This is a genomic window from Pseudomonas sp. TMP9 (genome assembly GCF_037943105.1).
Lineage (GTDB): Bacteria > Pseudomonadota > Gammaproteobacteria > Pseudomonadales > Pseudomonadaceae > Aquipseudomonas.
The window spans coordinates 1,372,897-1,390,370 of the sequence record NZ_CP149803.1 but is presented as its reverse complement, the minus strand read 5'-3'; the positions used below and the strand labels follow the sequence as shown (position 1 = coordinate 1,390,370).

18 protein-coding genes are annotated in these 17,474 nt (G+C 57.2%); 3 read left to right on the top strand and 15 right to left on the bottom strand.

The window, feature by feature from the left end; all coding sequences use genetic code 11:
• Positions 1–2: 2 nt before the first annotated feature.
• The 4 genes from fabD to WF513_RS06565 form a co-directional block, all read right to left on the bottom strand.
• The gene (gene fabD / locus WF513_RS06580) at positions 3–941 is read right to left on the bottom strand and encodes an ACP S-malonyltransferase (protein ID WP_339082581.1); all 939 of its coding nucleotides are present in this window, start codon (positions 939–941) and stop codon (positions 3–5) included.
• 106 nt (positions 942–1,047) lie between these two features.
• On the bottom strand, positions 1,048–2,028 hold the full coding sequence (gene plsX, locus WF513_RS06575) for a phosphate acyltransferase PlsX (protein WP_339083452.1): 981 nt from the start codon (positions 2,026–2,028) through the stop codon (positions 1,048–1,050).
• Between the two features lie 33 nt (positions 2,029–2,061).
• Positions 2,062–2,244 (bottom strand): 50S ribosomal protein L32, encoded by a 183-nt coding sequence (rpmF, locus tag WF513_RS06570; RefSeq protein ID WP_090238127.1) that lies wholly within the window; start codon positions 2,242–2,244, stop codon positions 2,062–2,064.
• Between the two features lie 13 nt (positions 2,245–2,257).
• Positions 2,258–2,785, bottom strand: coding sequence for a YceD family protein (locus WF513_RS06565; protein ID WP_339082576.1), 528 nt, complete (start codon positions 2,783–2,785; stop codon positions 2,258–2,260).
• A 119-nt stretch (positions 2,786–2,904) separates the two neighbouring features.
• Here WF513_RS06565 and WF513_RS06560 point away from each other — a divergent pair, with 119 nt between their 5' ends.
• Complete coding sequence (locus WF513_RS06560) at positions 2,905–3,483, top strand: nucleoside triphosphate pyrophosphatase (protein ID WP_339082574.1); 579 nt, start codon at positions 2,905–2,907, stop codon at positions 3,481–3,483.
• A 46-nt stretch (positions 3,484–3,529) separates the two neighbouring features.
• On the opposite strand, the gene sppA is transcribed toward WF513_RS06560, so the two are convergent.
• From sppA to rluC, 3 genes are read right to left on the bottom strand one after another with little or no spacing between them, the layout of a single operon-like run.
• Positions 3,530–4,510, bottom strand: a complete 981-nt coding sequence (sppA, locus tag WF513_RS06555) for a signal peptide peptidase SppA (RefSeq protein ID WP_339082572.1) — start codon at positions 4,508–4,510, stop codon at positions 3,530–3,532.
• Positions 4,500–5,195, bottom strand: a complete 696-nt coding sequence (locus tag WF513_RS06550) for an HAD-IA family hydrolase (RefSeq protein WP_339082570.1) — start codon at positions 5,193–5,195, stop codon at positions 4,500–4,502. Before WF513_RS06550 ends, sppA begins: the two co-directional genes overlap by 11 nt.
• Positions 5,188–6,141, bottom strand: a complete 954-nt coding sequence (gene rluC, locus WF513_RS06545) for a 23S rRNA pseudouridine(955/2504/2580) synthase RluC (protein WP_339082568.1) — start codon at positions 6,139–6,141, stop codon at positions 5,188–5,190. Before rluC ends, WF513_RS06550 begins: the two co-directional genes overlap by 8 nt.
• 580 nt (positions 6,142–6,721) lie before the next feature.
• Between rluC and rne the strand changes: the two genes are divergently transcribed.
• Positions 6,722–9,793, top strand: a complete 3,072-nt coding sequence (gene rne, locus WF513_RS06540) for a ribonuclease E (RefSeq protein WP_339082566.1) — start codon at positions 6,722–6,724, stop codon at positions 9,791–9,793.
• 97 nt (positions 9,794–9,890) lie between these two features.
• Here rne and murB read toward each other — a convergent pair whose 3' ends face one another.
• The 8 genes from murB to WF513_RS06500 all read right to left on the bottom strand — a co-directional run bounded on the left by murB (position 9,891) and on the right by WF513_RS06500 (position 16,753).
• Complete coding sequence (gene murB, locus WF513_RS06535) at positions 9,891–10,925, bottom strand: UDP-N-acetylmuramate dehydrogenase (protein WP_339082564.1); 1,035 nt, start codon at positions 10,923–10,925, stop codon at positions 9,891–9,893.
• On the bottom strand, positions 10,922–11,386 hold the full coding sequence (locus WF513_RS06530; protein WP_339082562.1) for a low molecular weight protein-tyrosine-phosphatase: 465 nt from the start codon (positions 11,384–11,386) through the stop codon (positions 10,922–10,924). The genes murB and WF513_RS06530 overlap by 4 nt, the downstream gene beginning before the upstream one ends.
• Positions 11,386–12,150: a 3-deoxy-manno-octulosonate cytidylyltransferase gene (gene kdsB / locus WF513_RS06525; RefSeq protein WP_339082560.1), complete on the bottom strand. Its 765-nt coding sequence runs from the start codon at positions 12,148–12,150 to the stop codon at positions 11,386–11,388. The genes WF513_RS06530 and kdsB overlap by 1 nt, the downstream gene beginning before the upstream one ends.
• Positions 12,151–12,336 (bottom strand): Trm112 family protein, encoded by a 186-nt coding sequence (locus WF513_RS06520; protein WP_339082559.1) that lies wholly within the window; start codon positions 12,334–12,336, stop codon positions 12,151–12,153.
• A 61-nt stretch (positions 12,337–12,397) separates the two neighbouring features.
• Positions 12,398–13,399, bottom strand: coding sequence for a tetraacyldisaccharide 4'-kinase (lpxK, locus tag WF513_RS06515; RefSeq protein WP_339082557.1), 1,002 nt, complete (start codon positions 13,397–13,399; stop codon positions 12,398–12,400).
• 13 nt (positions 13,400–13,412) lie between these two features.
• A complete protein-coding gene (locus tag WF513_RS06510) occupies positions 13,413–13,841 on the bottom strand; it encodes a biopolymer transporter ExbD (protein WP_322948974.1) in 429 nt (142 codons plus the stop codon).
• A complete protein-coding gene (locus WF513_RS06505; protein WP_339082553.1) occupies positions 13,838–14,470 on the bottom strand; it encodes a MotA/TolQ/ExbB proton channel family protein in 633 nt (210 codons plus the stop codon). Before WF513_RS06505 ends, WF513_RS06510 begins: the two co-directional genes overlap by 4 nt.
• Before the next feature lie 72 nt (positions 14,471–14,542).
• Positions 14,543–16,753 (bottom strand): DNA internalization-related competence protein ComEC/Rec2, encoded by a 2,211-nt coding sequence (locus WF513_RS06500; RefSeq protein ID WP_339083450.1) that lies wholly within the window; start codon positions 16,751–16,753, stop codon positions 14,543–14,545.
• 147 nt (positions 16,754–16,900) lie between these two features.
• Between WF513_RS06500 and WF513_RS06495 the strand changes: the two genes are divergently transcribed.
• A complete protein-coding gene (locus WF513_RS06495) occupies positions 16,901–17,428 on the top strand; it encodes a DUF2062 domain-containing protein (RefSeq protein ID WP_339082551.1) in 528 nt (175 codons plus the stop codon).
• Positions 17,429–17,474: the final 46 nt, after the last annotated feature.

Sequence of the window (17,474 nt, the reverse complement as noted above, 5' to 3'; positions counted from 1 at the left end):
AATCAGACCAAGGCTGCGTTCGCCGCAGCAAACGCGTCTGGCGTGTCCAAGTTGTAAGTATTGATGCCTTTGACGCAGCGCTTATTCAAGCCCGACAGCACTCTGCCCGGCCCACACTCAACCACATCAGTGACCCCGTGCGCAGACAAAGCAACCATCGACTCAACCCAGCGCACCGGGCTATAGAGCTGAGCCAGCAAGTCACGTTTGAGCCCGTCTAAATCAGTCACGGCCGCAGCACTGACATTCTGTATCAGGGCAATCTGCGGAACCTGCCAATCAATCACTGCCACTGCCTCAGCAAAACGCTCAGCCGCGGGGCGCATGAGCGCACAGTGCGACGGTACGCTCACCGGCAATGGCAGCGCACGTTTAGCACCGCGCGCTTTACACGCCTCAATGGCGCGCTCTACAGCCGCTTTACCGCCGGCGATAACCACTTGACCTGGCGCATTAAAATTGACGGCACTGACCACTTCACCTTGGGCTGCTTCGGCGCAAGCAGCCAGCACGTCCGCATCATCCAGGCCGAGAATGGCAGCCATACCACCCTGCCCGGCCGGAACGGCCTGCTGCATCAACTGACCACGATGCTCAACCAATCGCACGGCTGCCGCGAGCGACAGGCTACCGGCTGCGACTAGCGCCGAATACTCACCTAAACTGTGGCCGGCAACAAACGCTGGTCGCACAGCGCTCTCGGCAAGCCAAGCACGCCACAGCGCTACTGAGGCTGTGAGAATGGCTGGTTGGGTTTTGTCGGTTTGGTTGAGTTGCTCTTCAGGGCCTTGCTGGGTCAGCGCCCAAAGGTCATAACCAAGGGCTGCGGACGCCTCAGCGAAGGTATCGAGGATCAATGGCCTTTGGGCACCATGCTCGGCGAGCATGGTTAAGGACTGAGAACCTTGACCCGGGAAGACGAATGCGAGAGATGCAGACATGGGAACCTGTTCCTAGATGTGCGTGATCGTCGGTAGTGCGCGCTCAGCCTTGCGGAGCGCTGGAAACTGCCAATTTGGATGGCCGCCTGCCGGCTGCGGTCACATTCTAAGGCAGGTGCTGAGCCAAGCAACCCTGCAAACGCTGCGGTAGATCTTCTTCAATCGCCGTCAACGCACAGCGAATAGCGCTTTTAAAGCCCTCAGGCCCAGCTGCACCATGGCTTTTCACTACAATGCCCTGCAGCCCGACAAAACTCGCGCCATTGTGCTTCGCAGGCGCCAGCTCACCCTGCAAGCGACGCAACAGCGGTAGCGCCAACGCACCCACTAACCGTGCAGCTAAGCTTGATTTAAATAACGCCTCAATACGCCCGGCAATCATCGACGCCAAGCCCTCACTGGACTTGAGCAAAATATTACCGACAAAACCATCACACACCACCACATCGGCTTCACCACGATAAAGCCCGTCGCCTTCGACAAAACCGATGTAATTTAGACCCTGTGCTTGCTGCAACAAACTGGCCGCCAACTTGACCTGCTGATTGCCTTTAATCTCTTCAGTGCCCACATTCAGCAGCGCCACACGCGGGCGCGCCAACCCAGAAGCCTCTGCGGTCACTGAGCCCATCACCGCAAACTGATACAGGTGCTCAGCACTGCAATCAACATTTGCCCCAAGGTCGAGTACATGGCAGAAGCCGCTTTGCGTTGGAATAGCCGTAACCATCGCCGGACGGTCAATGCCGGGGAGTGTCTTTAGCACATGGCGCGACAGGGCCATCAATGCCCCCGTGTTACCGGCGCTGACGCAGGCATGCGCTAGGCCATCGCGCACTAACTCAAGACTGATGCGCATCGAAGAATCAGGTTTACCGCGCAATGCTTGAGCAGGCTGATCATCCATCCCGATGACCTCATCAGCATGCTCAACACGCAGACGTGCGCGATCGACACCGGAGTGGCGTGCAATCAGGGATTCAATGAGCTCGGATTGGCCGACTAGGACCAGGTGCAACGAGGTGTATTCAGCCAAGCAAGAGATACTGGCTGGAACAATGCAGTGGGGACCGAAGTCCCCACCCATTGCATCTATTGCGATGATTGGAGCGGACAAGATTTACTCGTCAGCGCCCTTATCAATCACTTTACGACCACGGTAAACGCCTTCTGGCGATACGTGGTGACGCAGGTGCATTTCACCGGTGGTTTTCTCAACCGACAAAGTGCTTGCAGTGAGGGCATCGTGCGAGCGACGCATGTCACGGGCGGAACGGGATTTTTTGTTCTGCTGAACAGCCATAACTAATTAACTCCTAAACGTTTGGGTCACGCTTTAACTGCGCCAATACACTGAACGGGTTGGACCGCGTTACCTCGTCCTCGCTCGACTCGGGCTCTTCGAGGCCGGCCGGCTGCTGGCAATCTTTAGGGTCATGAGCCGGGACAATGGGCAAGGCAAGCAGAAGCTCTTCCTCAACCAGCGCCAGCAGATCCAATGGGTCTTCATCTAACTCAATAACGTCATAGCCTTGCGGCACTGACTGGGTATTGCCACCCACTTTCACCACAGCGTAATCACACTCGCTGAAGATCGGTAGGGTGACCAGCTCCAAACAACGCTGGCAAACCATCTTGACTTCAACTTCAAGCTCACTGTGAAAAACCACAGCTTTGCGCTCGTCGCGTTCGAAGGAAAACTTCGTTCGCACCATGCCTTGGTTATCGGCAAGCGGGCCGCAGAGACGCTGCAAATCTGCAAGTGGCAACACACCCTCGAGGGTGGCGTTGCGATCGGCTAATTTACGCGGATCAACGTGAAGTGGAATCGGGTCATTTGACATAGGCGGCGCATTCTATGGATGCAACCCGCTGCTGTCAAAGTAAATTCAGCCTGTGCAGTGTTTGAGGCGGCGATTAGAATCGACCACCCTCTATACAACCCACGCAAAAGGAAATCATCGTGCTGCCTTTGGTGCTCGCCTCCAGCTCACCGTATCGCCGCGACCTCCTCACCCGCCTACGCCTAGCGTTCACATGGAGCGCTCCGCACATCGACGAAACGCGACACGCCGATGAAGCAGCAGAAGCCCTCGTGCGGCGGCTATCAGGGCAAAAAGCCCAAGCGCTGAGCGCAACTCACCCGCAACACCTGATCATCGGCTCAGATCAAGTCGCCATACTTGGCACGCAGATACTCGGCAAACCCCACACGCTAGAGCGCGCCCGCGAACAATTAATGGCCGCGAGTGGCAACAGCGTGACATTTCTGACCGGGCTTACGCTATTGAACAGCGCTACCGGTTTCGAACAAACAGACTGCATCCCCTTCACCGTGCATTTTCGCTCACTCAGCGAGGCCCAAATCATGCGTTATCTGAGTGCCGAGCAACCCTACGACTGCGCCGGCAGCTTCAAAGCCGAAGGGTTAGGCGTCAGCCTGTTTCGCAGAACCGAGGGCAGCGACAGCAACAGCCTAATCGGGCTGCCGCTGATTCGCTTGGTCGACATGTTGCACGCCAGCGGTATTGACATCCCCTAAACAGAAAACCCGGCCAATGGCCGGGTTTTCTTTAACTCACCCAGGGTTAACGCAGTGCAGGCCCCTGGAACCCCATCCACAGCGCAATGCGCTCAGCCATGCTGGCACCTAGGGTTTTCGCAAACCGATCGAAAGGTGACTCCTGCACAGTGAAATCGACGACTTCTTTCTCACCGATCACTTCACGTGCCACGTAGCTGGTATTGCCCAACGCATCGATCAAACCCAACTGCAAGGCCTGTTCGCCCGACCAAATTAGGCCGGAGAACAACTCAGGGTGCTCAGCAACCTTCAAACGCTCACCACGCCCCTGTTTAACACTGGCAATAAACTGACGGTGCGTGGTTTGCAATACACCCTGCCAAAACTCAGTTTCGTCAGCCTTTTGCGGCTGGAATGGATCAAGAAACGCCTTGTGTTCGCCCGAGGTATACACGCGACGCTCAACCCCAAGCTTTTGCATCACATCAACAAAACCAAAGGTTGCCGCAGTGACACCGATAGAGCCGACCAGACTGGCTTTATCGGCATAAATCTCATCAGCCGCACTGGCAATGTAATAGGCACCCGACGCACCCAAGTCGGTGATCACTGCGTACAACTTAATTGCCGGATACTCGGCGCGCAGACGGCGCATTTCATCATAGATGTAACCCGACTGCACCGGACTGCCACCGGGGCTATTGATACGCAGGATGACACCCTTGGTATTGGTGTCTTCAAATGCCGCCCGCAGGCTGCTGATAATATTGTCAGCGCTGGCCGACTCTTGGTCTGCAATCATCCCGCGCACTTCAATAACAGCGGTATGACTGCCTGTGGTCGCGCCGGTCTTAGTCGCCAGCATCGGCGAGAACAAAGCCAGTGCGCCAAAAATATAGATGAAGGTCAGTAGCTTAAAAAATATCCCCCACCGTCTAGCGCGACGCTGTTCTTGCACGCCCGCCAGCAAGGTATTTTCCAGCAGCTTCCAACTTTTCGCATCACCATCACCATCAGCTGCTGCTGATTTCCATTCATCTGCCATGCAACATCACCTCAACTGACTGATTAGACGCACCCCGAACCAGCCAGGCGTGCAACTCGGTAAAACATTCTATTGCCAGCGTTGGCTGACACTCACGCAGCGCCTGCATTGGCTGTGCACCGTAACCGACCGCCACACAATCCATGCCGGCGCGCGCTGCCATCAACAAATCGAAGGACGAATCACCCACCATCAACGCCTGACTCGCAGCAATGCCACTTTGCTCAAGGATTTCCTGCAACATCAATGGATCGGGCTTACTCGCCGTTTCGTCAGCGCAGCGGCTGTAGTCGAAATATTCCAGCCAGCCACGATCAGCCAGCACGCGCTGCAAGCCTTGCCGCCCTTTGCCAGTTGCTACCGCTAATTGATAACCCTCAGCGCGAAAAGCCTGCAAACCTTCAGCCACGCCATAAAACAACGGCGAAGGTTCAGCCTCAAGCGCTAAATAATGCTCGCTGTAGTGCTGACGAAGATGCTGCGCTTGAGCGGGATCATGCATCTCTGGATACAGGCAGCGAATTGCCTCAGGCAAACCTAAACCGATAATCCCGCGCACTTGCTCATCCGTGCAGCGAGCCAAGCCAGAGGCATCAGCAGCCAAATGCATGGCGGTAACAATGCGCCCAATGGAATCGACCAGCGTGCCATCCCAATCGAAGATCAGCAGTTGGTATTCACGCACCGAGACGATCCAGAGTCCGCGCCCACATCTCATCGACCGGTGCCTCAAGCTTGAGCTGCCCGCCATCAGGTAACGGCACCACTAACTCATAGGCATGCAAAAACAGACGCTTGCCGCCCAGATCACGAATTTCTTTACTGAAGTCGTCGTCGCCGTACTTGCTGTCACCGGCAATGCAGTGGCCTGCATGCTGCGCGTGTACACGAATCTGGTGAGTACGCCCAGTCACAGGCTTAGCCTCAACCAGGGTGGCGAACTCACCAAAGCGGCGCAGCACACGGAAGAGGGTCAACGCCGACTTACCCTCAGTATTGACCTCAACCATGCGTTCGCCGGAGCGCAGATTACTCTTAAGAAGCGGCGCATTGACCTGCTTTTTAGCCGCTGCCCAATGGCCGCGCACCAACGCCATATAACGTTTGTCAACGCCATCGCCGCGCAACGCTTCATGCAGGTGGCGCAACATGCTGCGTTTCTTAGCAATCATCAATAGGCCTGAAGTATCGCGGTCTAAGCGATGCACTAACTCCAGCTCCTTAGCATCCGGACGCAACTGACGGAAAGCCTCGATGACACCGTAATTCAGACCGCTACCGCCATGCACGGCGATACCTGCCGGCTTATTCAGCACAATCAGCGCTTTATCTTCATAGACAATCGCCGCCTCAAGGCGCTGCAACAGCCCCTGCGCAAGCGGCTCAGGCTCATCACGCTCAGCCAAGCGCAGCGGCGGCACGCGGATAATGTCGCCGGCTTGCAACTTGTACTCAGGTTTGATTCGACCTTTATTTACCCGCACTTCGCCTTTGCGCAAAATTCGGTAAATCAATGTCTTGGGCACACCTTTCAGCTGGGTGCGAAGAAAGTTATCAATGCGCTGGCCGGCAAGTTCCGGCGCAACCTCGAGCAGCTGAACGCCAGAGGTTGGAGTAGAAGGATTTATCATCGACCGATCATAACAATTTTTTATGGAATTGAAGCACTTAATCATTACTGTTATAGTCGGAAAGGCCGCCAAAAGTGGCCCGGCTTGCGGGTGATCGTCAACACTACCACCCCCAACCAACGCAATTCATTTGGGACGCAAGGCCGTCCAACGGGTTATTCGATGAAAGCAAGCCGATTAGGCTTTGAATAACGCGGAAACAAAGCCTTTAAGCCATGATGCGTAATCTGCCCCTCTGGACAGTTACGTTACTAGTTAACCCGCTGCGGATTTTCGCGAGCGGCACCCGATTTTCAGCGATACGTGTAGGGTGGAGACGTACAACTGTTGGTCCGCGTAGCAGCTCGCTTTACCAAGACGCTTTATCTCGTCCGCTACCAACAGCTGATTCCTCCTCCTGACTTAGTGCTTACTGTTATTTACAGCGAGCAGGAGACGTCCGTCGCGGCCCAGCACAACAGGCTGATCGCCGCTAGACACCGGAACGCTTTACGACCGTTCCCGACGCACCTGACACCGACCCCTGAAGTCGTGTGTGCCGAACGCCGCTTCCGCCAGCACCGGAAACCGACGGTATTACATGAAAAGAATGCTGATTAACGCAACTCAACCTGAAGAGCTGCGTGTCGCCCTAGTAGATGGGCAAAAACTTTACGACCTAGACATCGAGTCTGGTGCCCGTGAGCAGAAAAAATCCAACATCTACAAAGGCAAAATTACCCGCGTAGAACCTAGCCTCGAAGCAGCCTTCGTTGATTTTGGCTCCGATCGCCACGGCTTTCTCCCGCTTAAAGAAATCTCCCGCGAATACTTCAGCAAGGCCCCCGAAGGCCGCGTCAACATTAAAGACGTGCTCAAGGAAGGCCAGGAAGTCATTGTTCAGGTCGAGAAAGAAGAGCGCGGCAACAAAGGCGCAGCCCTGACTACCTTTATCAGCTTGGCTGGCCGTTATTTGGTGCTTATGCCCAATAACCCGCGCGCCGGCGGTATCTCTCGCCGTATCGAAGGCGAAGAGCGTAACGAACTGCGTGAGGCCCTCAACGGCTTAGTCGCACCGAGCGATATGGGCCTGATTGTGCGCACTGCCGGTCTTGGCCGCTCCAGCGAAGAAATGCAGTGGGACCTCGATTATCTGCTGCAACTCTGGACCGCTATCAAAGAAGCCTCACTGGACCGTGCCGCACCTTTCTTGATCTATCAAGAAAGCAACGTGATCATTCGCGCCATCCGTGACTACCTGCGCCAGGACATCGGCGAAGTACTGATCGACAGCATCGAAGCGCAGCAGGAAGCCCTGAGCTTTATCAATCAAGTGATGCCGCAGTACGCCAGCAAGATCAAGCTGTATGAAGACAGCGTGCCGCTGTTCAATCGCTTTCAGATCGAAAGCCAGATTGAAACCGCCTTCCAGCGCGAAGTGAAACTGCCGTCGGGCGGCTCCATCGTTATCGACCCCACCGAAGCACTGGTGTCCATTGACATCAACTCTTCGCGCGCCACCAAAGGCAGCGATATCGAAGAAACTGCCCTGCAAACCAACCTGGAAGCGGCCGAAGAAATCGCCCGTCAACTGCGTCTGCGTGATATCGGCGGGTTGATCGTGATCGACTTTATCGACATGACCCCGGCGAAGAATCAGCGCGCAGTAGAAGAGAAAGTCCGCGAAAGCCTCGAAGCTGACCGCGCCCGCGTACAGGTCGGGCGCATCTCGCGCTTTGGCTTGCTGGAAATGTCCCGTCAGCGTCTGCGTCCGTCACTGGGCGAAAGCAGCGGCATCGTCTGCCCGCGCTGCAACGGTCAAGGCATTATCCGTGACGTTGAATCTTTGTCGCTGGCGATTCTGCGCCTGATCGAAGAAGAAGCCCTGAAAGACCGCACTGCCGAAGTTCGCGCACAAGTGCCAATCCCCGTTGCGGCCTTCCTGCTCAACGAAAAACGTAACTCGATCACCAAGATTGAGCTGCGTAGCCGCGCGCGCATTGTCATCGTGCCGAACGATCATCTGGAAACGCCACACTTTGAAGTGCAGCGCATCCGCGATGACAGCCCGGAAGCCCAGTCCACCCAATCCAGCTATGAAATGGCTGTGGTCGAAGTGGAGGAAGAAAAGCCAGCAGCCGCGACGCGCACCTTGGTCCGCCAGGAAGCCGCTATTAAAACCGCACCACAGCGCACCGCACCCACTCCAGTTGAAGCAGTGGCCACGCAGACGGTTGAAGCGGCTAAGCCGAGCCTGTTTAAGGGCTTGGTTAAATCGCTGGTCAGCCTGTTTGCCAGCGCCGAAGAAGAAAAACCTGCCGTTGTTGAAAAGAAAACCAGCGAACGCCCACAACGCAGTGATGAGCGCCGTAACGGTCGCCAGCAAAACCGCAGCCGAGGCGGCCGCAACACCGAAGAACGTAAACCGCGCGAAGAGCGCGCTCCCCGTGAAGAACGCCAACCACGTGCTCCGCGTGAAGAGCGCGCACCGCGAGAGGAACGCGCGCCACGCGAAGAGCGTGCACCTCGTGAAGAACGCAGCCCACGTGAAACCGTAGAAGTTCGTGAGCCGCAGGAAGTTCGTCAATCGCGCCCACCGCGTGAAGAGCGTCAACCACGTGACCGCAAGCCACGTGAAGATCGCCAAACACGTGAATTGCGTGAGCCGTTGGATGCCGTGCCAGGCGACAGTGCAACCGTCAGCGAAGAAGCCGTCGCTGAACGTCCGCAACGCGAACCGCGCCAACCTCGCGCACCGCGTGAAGAGCGCCAGCCGCGTGCTGAGCAGGCTGCAGCCGCTGCTGATGAAGACGTGCTGAACGCGGAAGAAAACCTGCAGGATGATGAACAAGAAGGCAGCGAAGACGGTGATCGCCCTCGTCGCCGCTCTCGTGGTCAGCGTCGTCGCAGCAATCGCCGCGAGCGCCAGAGCGATGCCAACGGCAACCCGATTGAAGGCAGCGATGAAGCAACGGAAGGGACAGCTGCTGACGATATCGCCATCACTGCAGCCGCCGTTACCAGCGTTGTTCTCACTGATACCGCCGAAGCTGATCAAACGGGCACCGAAGCCGCACCGGTTGCTGCTGAGCAAGAGCAAGAGCAATCGCGTGAAGCCGTTGCCGCTGAAGCCCCCCGCGTAGCCAGCGAAACGGCTGCTGTAGAAGCTGTAAGCAGCTGCGCTGACGATGCTAGCGAAGTAACTGCACCCGTTGTTGACGTGCATGAAGCGCCTGCAGCACCCGTTGCTGAAGAAGCGCCAATGCCTATCGCGCCGCTGGTTGAAGTGCCTGTTGCGGTGGTAGTCGAGCCAGTGGTGGAAGTCGCTAAAGCTGCTGAAGCTGCACCGGCGACAGTGGTCAGCAGTAACGGTCGTGCACCTAACGATCCACGTGAAAAGCGTCGCCTTCAGCGTGAAGCTGAGCGCTTGGCACGTGAAGCAGCCGAAGCACCCGCTGCCGAGGTGCAGGTTAACGCTGATGAGCCTTTAGCTGCAGAGCCGCAAGCAGAATTGGTTGCTGAGTCCGTTGTTGAAGCCGCAGTCGAAGCACCCGCTGAACCTGAGGTCGAAACACAGGTAAACACTGACGTGATCGCGCAGCCACAAAGCTCCCTGATTACTGAAGCAGACGCTGAAGAGCAGGTTAAAGACGCGGCTAAACCGCAAATTTAATCTGCTTAGCGCAATAAAAAAGGGGATGCTTCGGCATCCCCTTTTGCGTTGTGGCGCAGTTAAATAATCCTCTGCACGGCGACTGCTCGAGCACGCTTTACAACACGTTAGGCTCGATCTCCAAATCAACCGCGAAGCGCTGCGCAATATCCGCTTGGATACGTTTCGCCAGGGCTAATAATTGTGCACCCGTAGCCGCACCGTAATTGACCAGCACCAATGCCTGCAGACGATGCACACCTGCATCACCGTCACGAAAACCTTTCCAGCCCGCACGCTCAATAAGCCAGCCTGCGGCCAGCTTGACCTGCCCGCCCGCCTGTCCATCCACCATCTGAGGATAGGCCACCAGATCGGTATATTCATTGCGCAGACGCTGCGCCAACTCAGCGGATACCAGTGGGTTTTTGAAGAAACTGCCCGCGTTACCAAGTACAGCTGGGTCCGGCAGTTTTTCGCTACGAATGGCGCAAATCGCCTGACTCACATCCTGCGCCGTCGGTGCACTAATGCCTTGCTGCGCCAAGCGCTGACGCACCGGGCCATAGTCCAAGTGCAATGCAACAGTGCGGCTGAGGGCGAAGCGCACCCGTAAAATCAACCAACGGCCACTCTCGCGCTTAAACACGCTGTCACGGTAAGCAAAAGCGCAGTCCTGTGAAGAGAACTCGCGTAGTTCGCCGCTGCGCCGATCCAGAGCGGTCAGGCCGGCAAATAAATCTTTCAACTCAACGCCATAAGCACCGATGTTTTGCACGGGCGCAGCGCCGACTGTGCCAGGGATCAAACTAAGGTTTTCCAGACCCGCAAAGCCTTGAGTCAGCGTCCATTGCACAAACGGGTGCCAAGGTTCGCCCGCTTGCGCTTCAATTATCACTCGCTCGCCGTCATCCTCCAGCACGCGAATGCCTCGGCTAGCGATACGCAGCACCAACGCCTCAACATCAGCAGTGAGCAGCAGATTGCTGCCGCCACCCAGCAATAGCAGCGGTAGCTGCAGCGCGCGTGCGTAACTCAACGCCTCGCGTACCTGCTGATCGTTCTCAGCCTCAGCAAAATGGCTGGCCCGGGCTTCGACGGCGAAACTATTAAAGGGTTTGAGTGATACGTGAGTGCGCACCTGCAAACTCATAGACGCCCCTTAAGCTCAAGTACCAGGGCATCACAGGCCTGCTCGATCAAGTCCAACACGTGGGCAAAGCCTGCTTCACCCCCGTAATAAGGATCAGGCACTTCATCCAGCGCCACCTGATAACGACGCAAGAACAGATCCAACTCGGCTGAGGCATTGCTTGGGCGAAGTTGCTGCAAATCATGCAGATTGCTGGCGTCCATCGCCAACACCAAGTCAAAGGCCTGAAAATCTGCCGTCGTAACTTGCCGCCCACGCAGAGCGGACAAATCATAGCCGCGCTGCTGCGCGGCTTGGCAGGTGCGCGTATCCGCTGCTTTACCAATGTGCCAGTCGCTGGTGCCGGCAGAGTCAACATCGACACGCCCCTGCAAACCGGCCTCACGCAACTTATGACGCAACACGCCTTCAGCCGTGGGCGAACGGCAGATGTTGCCCAGACAGACAAACAGAACGCGCATTAAGCCCCCAGCAAGCGGCGAACCCGCTCCAAGTCTTCTGCGGTATCGACGCCGGCAGGTGGCGACTCAAGGGCGTCGGCAACATGAATTCGCACGCCATGCCAAAGCGCACGCAACTGCTCTAGGCACTCAGTGTCTTCCAACCAGCAGGGGCCCCAACTGACGAAATCATGCAAAAACTGCGCGCGGTAAGCATAGATGCCGATGTGCCGACGGTACGGTACGCCCGCGGGTAGCTGATCACGGCTCTTGGCAAAGGCATCACGCGCCCAGGCCAGCGGTGCACGACTAAAGGTCAGAGCCAGGCCGGTTTTGTCGCTGACCACCTTGACCACGTTGGGGTTGAATAACGCCTGCACATCATCAATCGGCTCGGCCAGCGTGGCGATAGCTGCCTGCGGGTTGGCGGCGAGGTTAGCGGCCACTTGGTCGATAATCGCTGGCGGAATCAACGGCTCATCGCCCTGCACATTAACCACGATGGCATCGGCCGCCAAACCGAGCGCCGTGGCCACTTCGGCCAAGCGATCAGTGCCGGAATTGTGGTCAACACGGGTCAGAATCACCTGCGCACCAAAGCCATTGCAGGCCTCAACAATGCGCGCATCGTCGGTGGCCACCACAACCTGCTGCGCGCTGCTTTTGCACGCCTGCTCCCAGACATGCTGAATCATCGGTTTTCCGGCAATATCCTGCAGCGGCTTGCCTGGCAGACGACTGGAAGCGAAGCGCGCCGGAATAACAACGGTAAAGGCAGTGCTCATTTACTTGTCCAAACGCTCGTCAACGTTGAGGGTGCGCGCTTCGCTTTCCAGCATCACGGGGATGCCATCGCGCACGGGAAAGGCCAGCGCATCGGCCTTACAGATCAGCTCGCTTTTATCAGCCACGAGCTTCAACGGCCCCTTGCACAGTGGGCAGGCGAGAATATCGAGTAGTTTCGGGTCCATGGGCGATCCTTAAGAATGAGCAACTGCATGGGCGAGATCGACTCGCGGGTGATTGCTACGGTCAGGCGCGCGGCACTAGGTGCTGCAATTGCTGATCAAACCAGGCAACAAACGCAGCCGAGGGCTGCGCATCAACCGCCAAGTACCACCAATCATCAGCCGCAAAGGCACGGCATTTAACCGCATCCTTTTCCGTCATCACCAGTGGCAGCGCCGGGCTAAAATTTAGCAACTCGGCGCTGTAAGGCGCGTGGTCGGCAAAGGCATGTGCGACAGGTTGCCAGTGTAGCCCTTCAAGGGTCATGAAGAAACGCTGCGGGTTGCCAATACCCGCGACTGCGTGCAGGGCCTGACCGGGTGGAAAATGGCTTAAGGCATGCGGCTCGCCGCTGCGCAAGTTGATCAAGGTGCGTGGCCGTAAAGTAAAGCCGTAGCCTTCCTGCGGATCATTCGATGCGCCGTTGTAGAGCAACGCATCAACACTCTGCAGGCGCTCGACCGGCTCACGCAGCGGGCCAGCCGGCAGGCAGTGACGATTACCCAGGCCGCGCACCGCATCAATCAGTACCAACTCCAGATCACGGTCCAAACGATAGTGCTGCAAACCGTCGTCACTGAGAATTAGATCCAACGGCTCAGCCGTCAGCAGCGCCGCCACTGCGCGGCTGCGATCGGGGTCGATCATCAAGGGCACGCCACTGCGCTGCACAATTAACAGGGGTTCATCGCCCGCCACACGGGCCGCCTGATCAGCCATCACTCGCCAGGGCAACTGCGGCGGCTGCGCGCCATAACCACGGCTGACCACCCCAACGCGCAACCCTTGGCTGCGACAATGCTCGATCAACCAGAGAATCATTGGGGTTTTGCCGGTGCCGCCGACAGTAATATTACCGACCACGATCACCGGCACTGGGGCGCGATAGATATCACCTTCACCCGCCAGAAAACGCGCACGCTTGCGTCTCACTACTGCGCGATACAGCCACTCCAACGGGCGCAACAGGCGCAATGCCGGGTGACCGTCATACCAGGCAGCCGTGATGCGGGAGGACAGGCTCATTAGCAGGCAAGCCTCAAGGCGCGGCTTGCGCCTCAATGGTGGTCATGCGCAGATGGGCAAAACCCAGTTTACCGGCGGCGTCCATGGCCGTAATCACAGCCTGATGCTGAGTTTTGGCATCGGCACTGATAATTAACGGCAAGCTGTTATCGCCTTCCGACTCCTTTTGCAGTGCAGCCATCAGGCTGGGCAGATCGCTTTTAAGCAACTGCTTGGCATTCAGGGAGTAACTACCGTCAGCAGCAATTAGAATTTCCAGCTGCTTCAGTTCAGTCTGTTCCGGCGGCGTACCTGTGGCGGCTTCCGGCAGGTCGACCTTGAGCTGGGTCTCGCGAGTAAAGGTGGTGGTGACCACAAAAAACAGCAGCAGGATAAACACCACGTCGATCAACGAGGCCAGGTTGATCTCGACGTTTTCCCGCGGTTTACGCCGGAATTTCACGCCTTATCCTCACCCAAATCAACATCACGATCGCCCTGTACCACTTCAACCAGGCGAATCGCTTCCTGCTCCATGCCCACCACCAGCTCATCAACCCTGCGCTGCAGGTAGCGGTGAAAGAACAAGGCAGGAATGGCCACCATCAGACCTGCTGCGGTGGTGATCAGCGCCTTGGAAATACCGCTGGCCAGTAAACCCGCGTTGGCCATACCGGAACCCATAAAGGAGCTGAAAATTTCGATCATGCCCAGAACGGTGCCGAGCAAACCCAGCAGCGGCGCAATGCCGGCGATGGTGCCAAGCGCATTGAGATAGCGCTCTAAGTCATGAACGACTCGAGCGGCAGCTTCCTGAATGCACTCCTTCATGATCTCGCGACCGTGTTTGGAGTTAGCCAGGCCAGCAGCAAGAATTTGCCCCAGCGGCGAGTTCGCGCGCAGCTCTTTAAGCTTTTGGTTATTCAGTTTTTTCTCTTTGATCCACTTCCATACCTGCCCGAGCAGATTGGGTGGGGTGATGCGGCTCGGCCGCAGCGTCCATAGGCGCTCGGCAATAATGCCGGCCGCAGCGATGGAGCACAGAATGATCGGCAGCATGATCCAGCCGCCAGCTTTTACCAGTTCCCACACGGTGGCAAATCCCCTTCACAAAAGTGCCGCTACTCTAGCATAGGGCCACTGCCTCGCCGAACGCTGCCGTTCTCATTTTTCCCGCCAAAAGCGTGCGTGATTACGCAAACCCTGTGCGGGCTCGAATGCGCCGAGGCGAATCCGCAGCGCACCCTGCACGGCGGTGTCATAAGCTCGCGCCGCAACAGCCTCATAGCGCCCCATGACGTCAGCATGCGGATGACCAAAGGCATTGTGCGCGCCACGAGAAATCAACACTGCGGCCGGTTTAACCTGCGCCAGTAGTGCAGCAGAAGACGAGCTACGGCTGCCATGATGCGGCGCTAGCAACCACTGTGCCGGCATCAGTAAAGTACTGTTGAGCAAAGCGCGCTCGGCATGACTGTCGATGTCTCCAGTCAACCACAGACGCTCACCATTGGCCTCTACCAGCAATACGCAAGACGCTTGGTTACCATCGGTTGCACCGGCCCATTGCCAAGTGCTGAAGGCAACTCCGTCCCATTGCCACTGCTCAGATTTACAGGCCTGGGCCTGCAGCGAATGCGCTACGTTATCGGGTTCACCACTGACCACCCGACTGACAGGTAAGCCACGCTTGATGGCGGCAGCGCCACCGGCATGATCGTTGTCGGCATGGCTGAGCAACAACAGATCAAGCCCACGCACATCCAGTGCGCGTAAGGATGGCAACACCACCCGCTCACCCGTATCGAACTCACCAAACCGCGGACCCGCGTCATACAGCAAATCATGCTGCTGGGTGCGCACCAGCACGGCCAAGCCTTGGCCGACGTCCAACAGCCACACCTCAGCCCGGCCATATTCGGGACGTTGTTGCGGGCTAAATAACAACGGCAATAGCAGCAACGCACCTAAGCTGCGCATGGGCAGCGCTGCGGGCAAAAGCAATACCAGCGCACCCAGCGCCACCAGCAGCCACGCCCAAAAAGGCAGCGCACTGGGCAACCACGCGGGTAGCCACACAGACAATTGGCTGAGCAGCATAAACATCAGATGCAGCACCCAGCCCGCGACCCCGATCAAGGTAGCCCCCACCCCAGGCACGGGCAGCAGCAGCGTGCCGAGTAATGCCAGCGGTACCACCAACAAGCCGATTACAGGCACTGCCACTAAGTTGGCCAGCGGCCCGCTGGCACTTACCGGTAAGCCGAGCGCCAGCAATAACGGCAGCAACCCTATCGCCATGGCCCACTGCGCTCGCAGTAAAGTGCCCCACCAAGGCCAAACACCCAAGCGGCCACTAAAAATCAGAATAAGCAGCGCCACTGCGCCAAAAGATAACCAGAACCCTGGTTGCAAACTGGCCAACGGCTCCAACAGCAACACCGCTAGCAGTGCCAACAACACGGGCAAGCCCACGCCCAAATGACGAAAACGCCAGCGCCACAGCAGCACCAAGCCGACCATCACACAGGCGCGCTGCACCGGCACTTCAAAACCTGCCAGCAGGCCGTAAGCCAGTGCACCGCTAAACGCCAAGACACAGGCGCAGGGCAACCAAGGCCAACTGCGCGGCCACCCCCCAACACGCGCTAAACCAGCAACCAGACTATATAAAAGCGTCGCTAACAGACCGATATGCTGGCCGGAGATCACCATTAAGTGCACCGTTCCAGTGTTTTGCAGAACCTGCCAGTCTGCCGTGGATAATCCCGAACCATCGCCCAGTACCAAGGCCGCCAAAGCGCCTTCACGACCATGCGCCGGAGTGGCGAGTAGGTGCTGACGCAAGCGGTCACGCCACGCACCCGTCCCGCTAGCGGGGGTCAGCAACTCGCCACTTTTCACCGTCCCCGTTGCCCCGATTCGCTGCGTCAATAACCAAGCTTCATAATCAAAGGCCTGCGGGTTGACCAACCCATGGGGACGTTTGAGGCGCACCGCTAAGCGCCACGTCTCACCCGCATGCACAGCTGGCCCGCCATACCACGAGAGGCGTAAACGCTTGGGCAATAGCTCGCGGCGAGAAACCGCCTGCTCCAGCTCGAACCGCACCACACCGCCACTGACCTCAGGCAGGCCCACCACTTGCCCCTGCAGCCAGAGAGTGCGGGCATCCACTGAGGGCGCCAAGCGGTCATCCAGCGCCCACTGCGCTGACACACAAGCCCAAGTAAAGCCGAAGAGGAATAACGCGATGGGGTAGCTGCGAAACGGCAGCAGCAGCAGCCCAGCTATCGGGAAGAGGATCAGCAGCCACAACGGCGGCAAGGCCGGAAGAAAGCGTAACAGCAGCAGCCCAGCCAATAACGCAAACATCGCTGTACGCATAAACTCGCTCCATGAGTCGGGTAAAACTTTTTATTCGCCTGATCAGTTTTTGCTTATGTGCTGTCACAAAGTGAGAAAGCGGGCGGTGATCAATGGGTGCATAATGCGCACGCTTTAACCCGCCAGAGAGCTTTCATGCCGCGTCGTTTATTCAAGCGCTTCATGCCTCACCCAGACCGTATCAAGGGCAATAAATCCTTGCGGTTTTTGGGCAGCCTGATTCATGACCCCAACCTCTGGCACCTCAACCGCCATTCAGTCTCGCGCGCCATGGCCATCGGTTTATTTTGGGCCATGATTCCAATGCCCATGCAGATGGCAGCTGCCGCTGCCGTGGCGATTTTGGCGCGGGGTAACTTGCCCATCTCGATTGGTTTGGTCTGGCTAACCAACCCGATCACCATGCCACCCGTGTTTTATTGCACCTATAAGTTCGGCGCCTGGCTGACCAACACCCCTACCCTGCAAATGCCTGATCACATCACCCTCAGCTGGATCGGCCATGTTCTGCAAACTCATTGGCAGCCCCTTTATCTGGGCTCATTGGTAATTGGACTGCTGCTCGCCGTGATTGGCTATTTCGGCACTCATGCATACTGGCGCTGGTGGGTCCAACACAGCTGGCGCAAGCGCCAAGAAAAGCGTCGGCAAACCGACGTTTAGTGCAGAAACAAAAAAGCCGTTACTCAGTAACGGCTTTTTTGTTTCT

What these genes read in the sequence shown, in the direction of transcription:
- WF513_RS06565 (WP_339082576.1), bottom strand. Translation starts at nt 2,785, where the DNA reads ATGTCAAATGACCCGATTCCACTTCACGTTGATCCGCGTAAATTAGCC.
- rne (WP_339082566.1), top strand. Translation starts at nt 6,722, where the DNA reads ATGAAAAGAATGCTGATTAACGCAACTCAACCTGAAGAGCTGCGTGTC.
- rpmF (WP_090238127.1), bottom strand. Translation starts at nt 2,244, where the DNA reads ATGGCTGTTCAGCAGAACAAAAAATCCCGTTCCGCCCGTGACATGCGT.
- WF513_RS06495 (WP_339082551.1), top strand. Translation starts at nt 16,901, where the DNA reads ATGCCGCGTCGTTTATTCAAGCGCTTCATGCCTCACCCAGACCGTATC.
- kdsB (WP_339082560.1), bottom strand. Translation starts at nt 12,150, where the DNA reads ATGAGCACTGCCTTTACCGTTGTTATTCCGGCGCGCTTCGCTTCCAGT.
- murB (WP_339082564.1), bottom strand. Translation starts at nt 10,925, where the DNA reads ATGAGTTTGCAGGTGCGCACTCACGTATCACTCAAACCCTTTAATAGT.
- fabD (WP_339082581.1), bottom strand. Translation starts at nt 941, where the DNA reads ATGTCTGCATCTCTCGCATTCGTCTTCCCGGGTCAAGGTTCTCAGTCC.
- sppA (WP_339082572.1), bottom strand. Translation starts at nt 4,510, where the DNA reads ATGGCAGATGAATGGAAATCAGCAGCAGCTGATGGTGATGGTGATGCG.
- WF513_RS06530 (WP_339082562.1), bottom strand. Translation starts at nt 11,386, where the DNA reads ATGCGCGTTCTGTTTGTCTGTCTGGGCAACATCTGCCGTTCGCCCACG.
- lpxK (WP_339082557.1), bottom strand. Translation starts at nt 13,399, where the DNA reads ATGAGCCTGTCCTCCCGCATCACGGCTGCCTGGTATGACGGTCACCCG.
- rluC (WP_339082568.1), bottom strand. Translation starts at nt 6,141, where the DNA reads ATGATAAATCCTTCTACTCCAACCTCTGGCGTTCAGCTGCTCGAGGTT.
- WF513_RS06520 (WP_339082559.1), bottom strand. Translation starts at nt 12,336, where the DNA reads ATGGACCCGAAACTACTCGATATTCTCGCCTGCCCACTGTGCAAGGGG.
- WF513_RS06500 (WP_339083450.1), bottom strand. Translation starts at nt 16,753, where the DNA reads ATGTTTGCGTTATTGGCTGGGCTGCTGCTGTTACGCTTTCTTCCGGCC.
- plsX (WP_339083452.1), bottom strand. Translation starts at nt 2,028, where the DNA reads ATGGGTGGGGACTTCGGTCCCCACTGCATTGTTCCAGCCAGTATCTCT.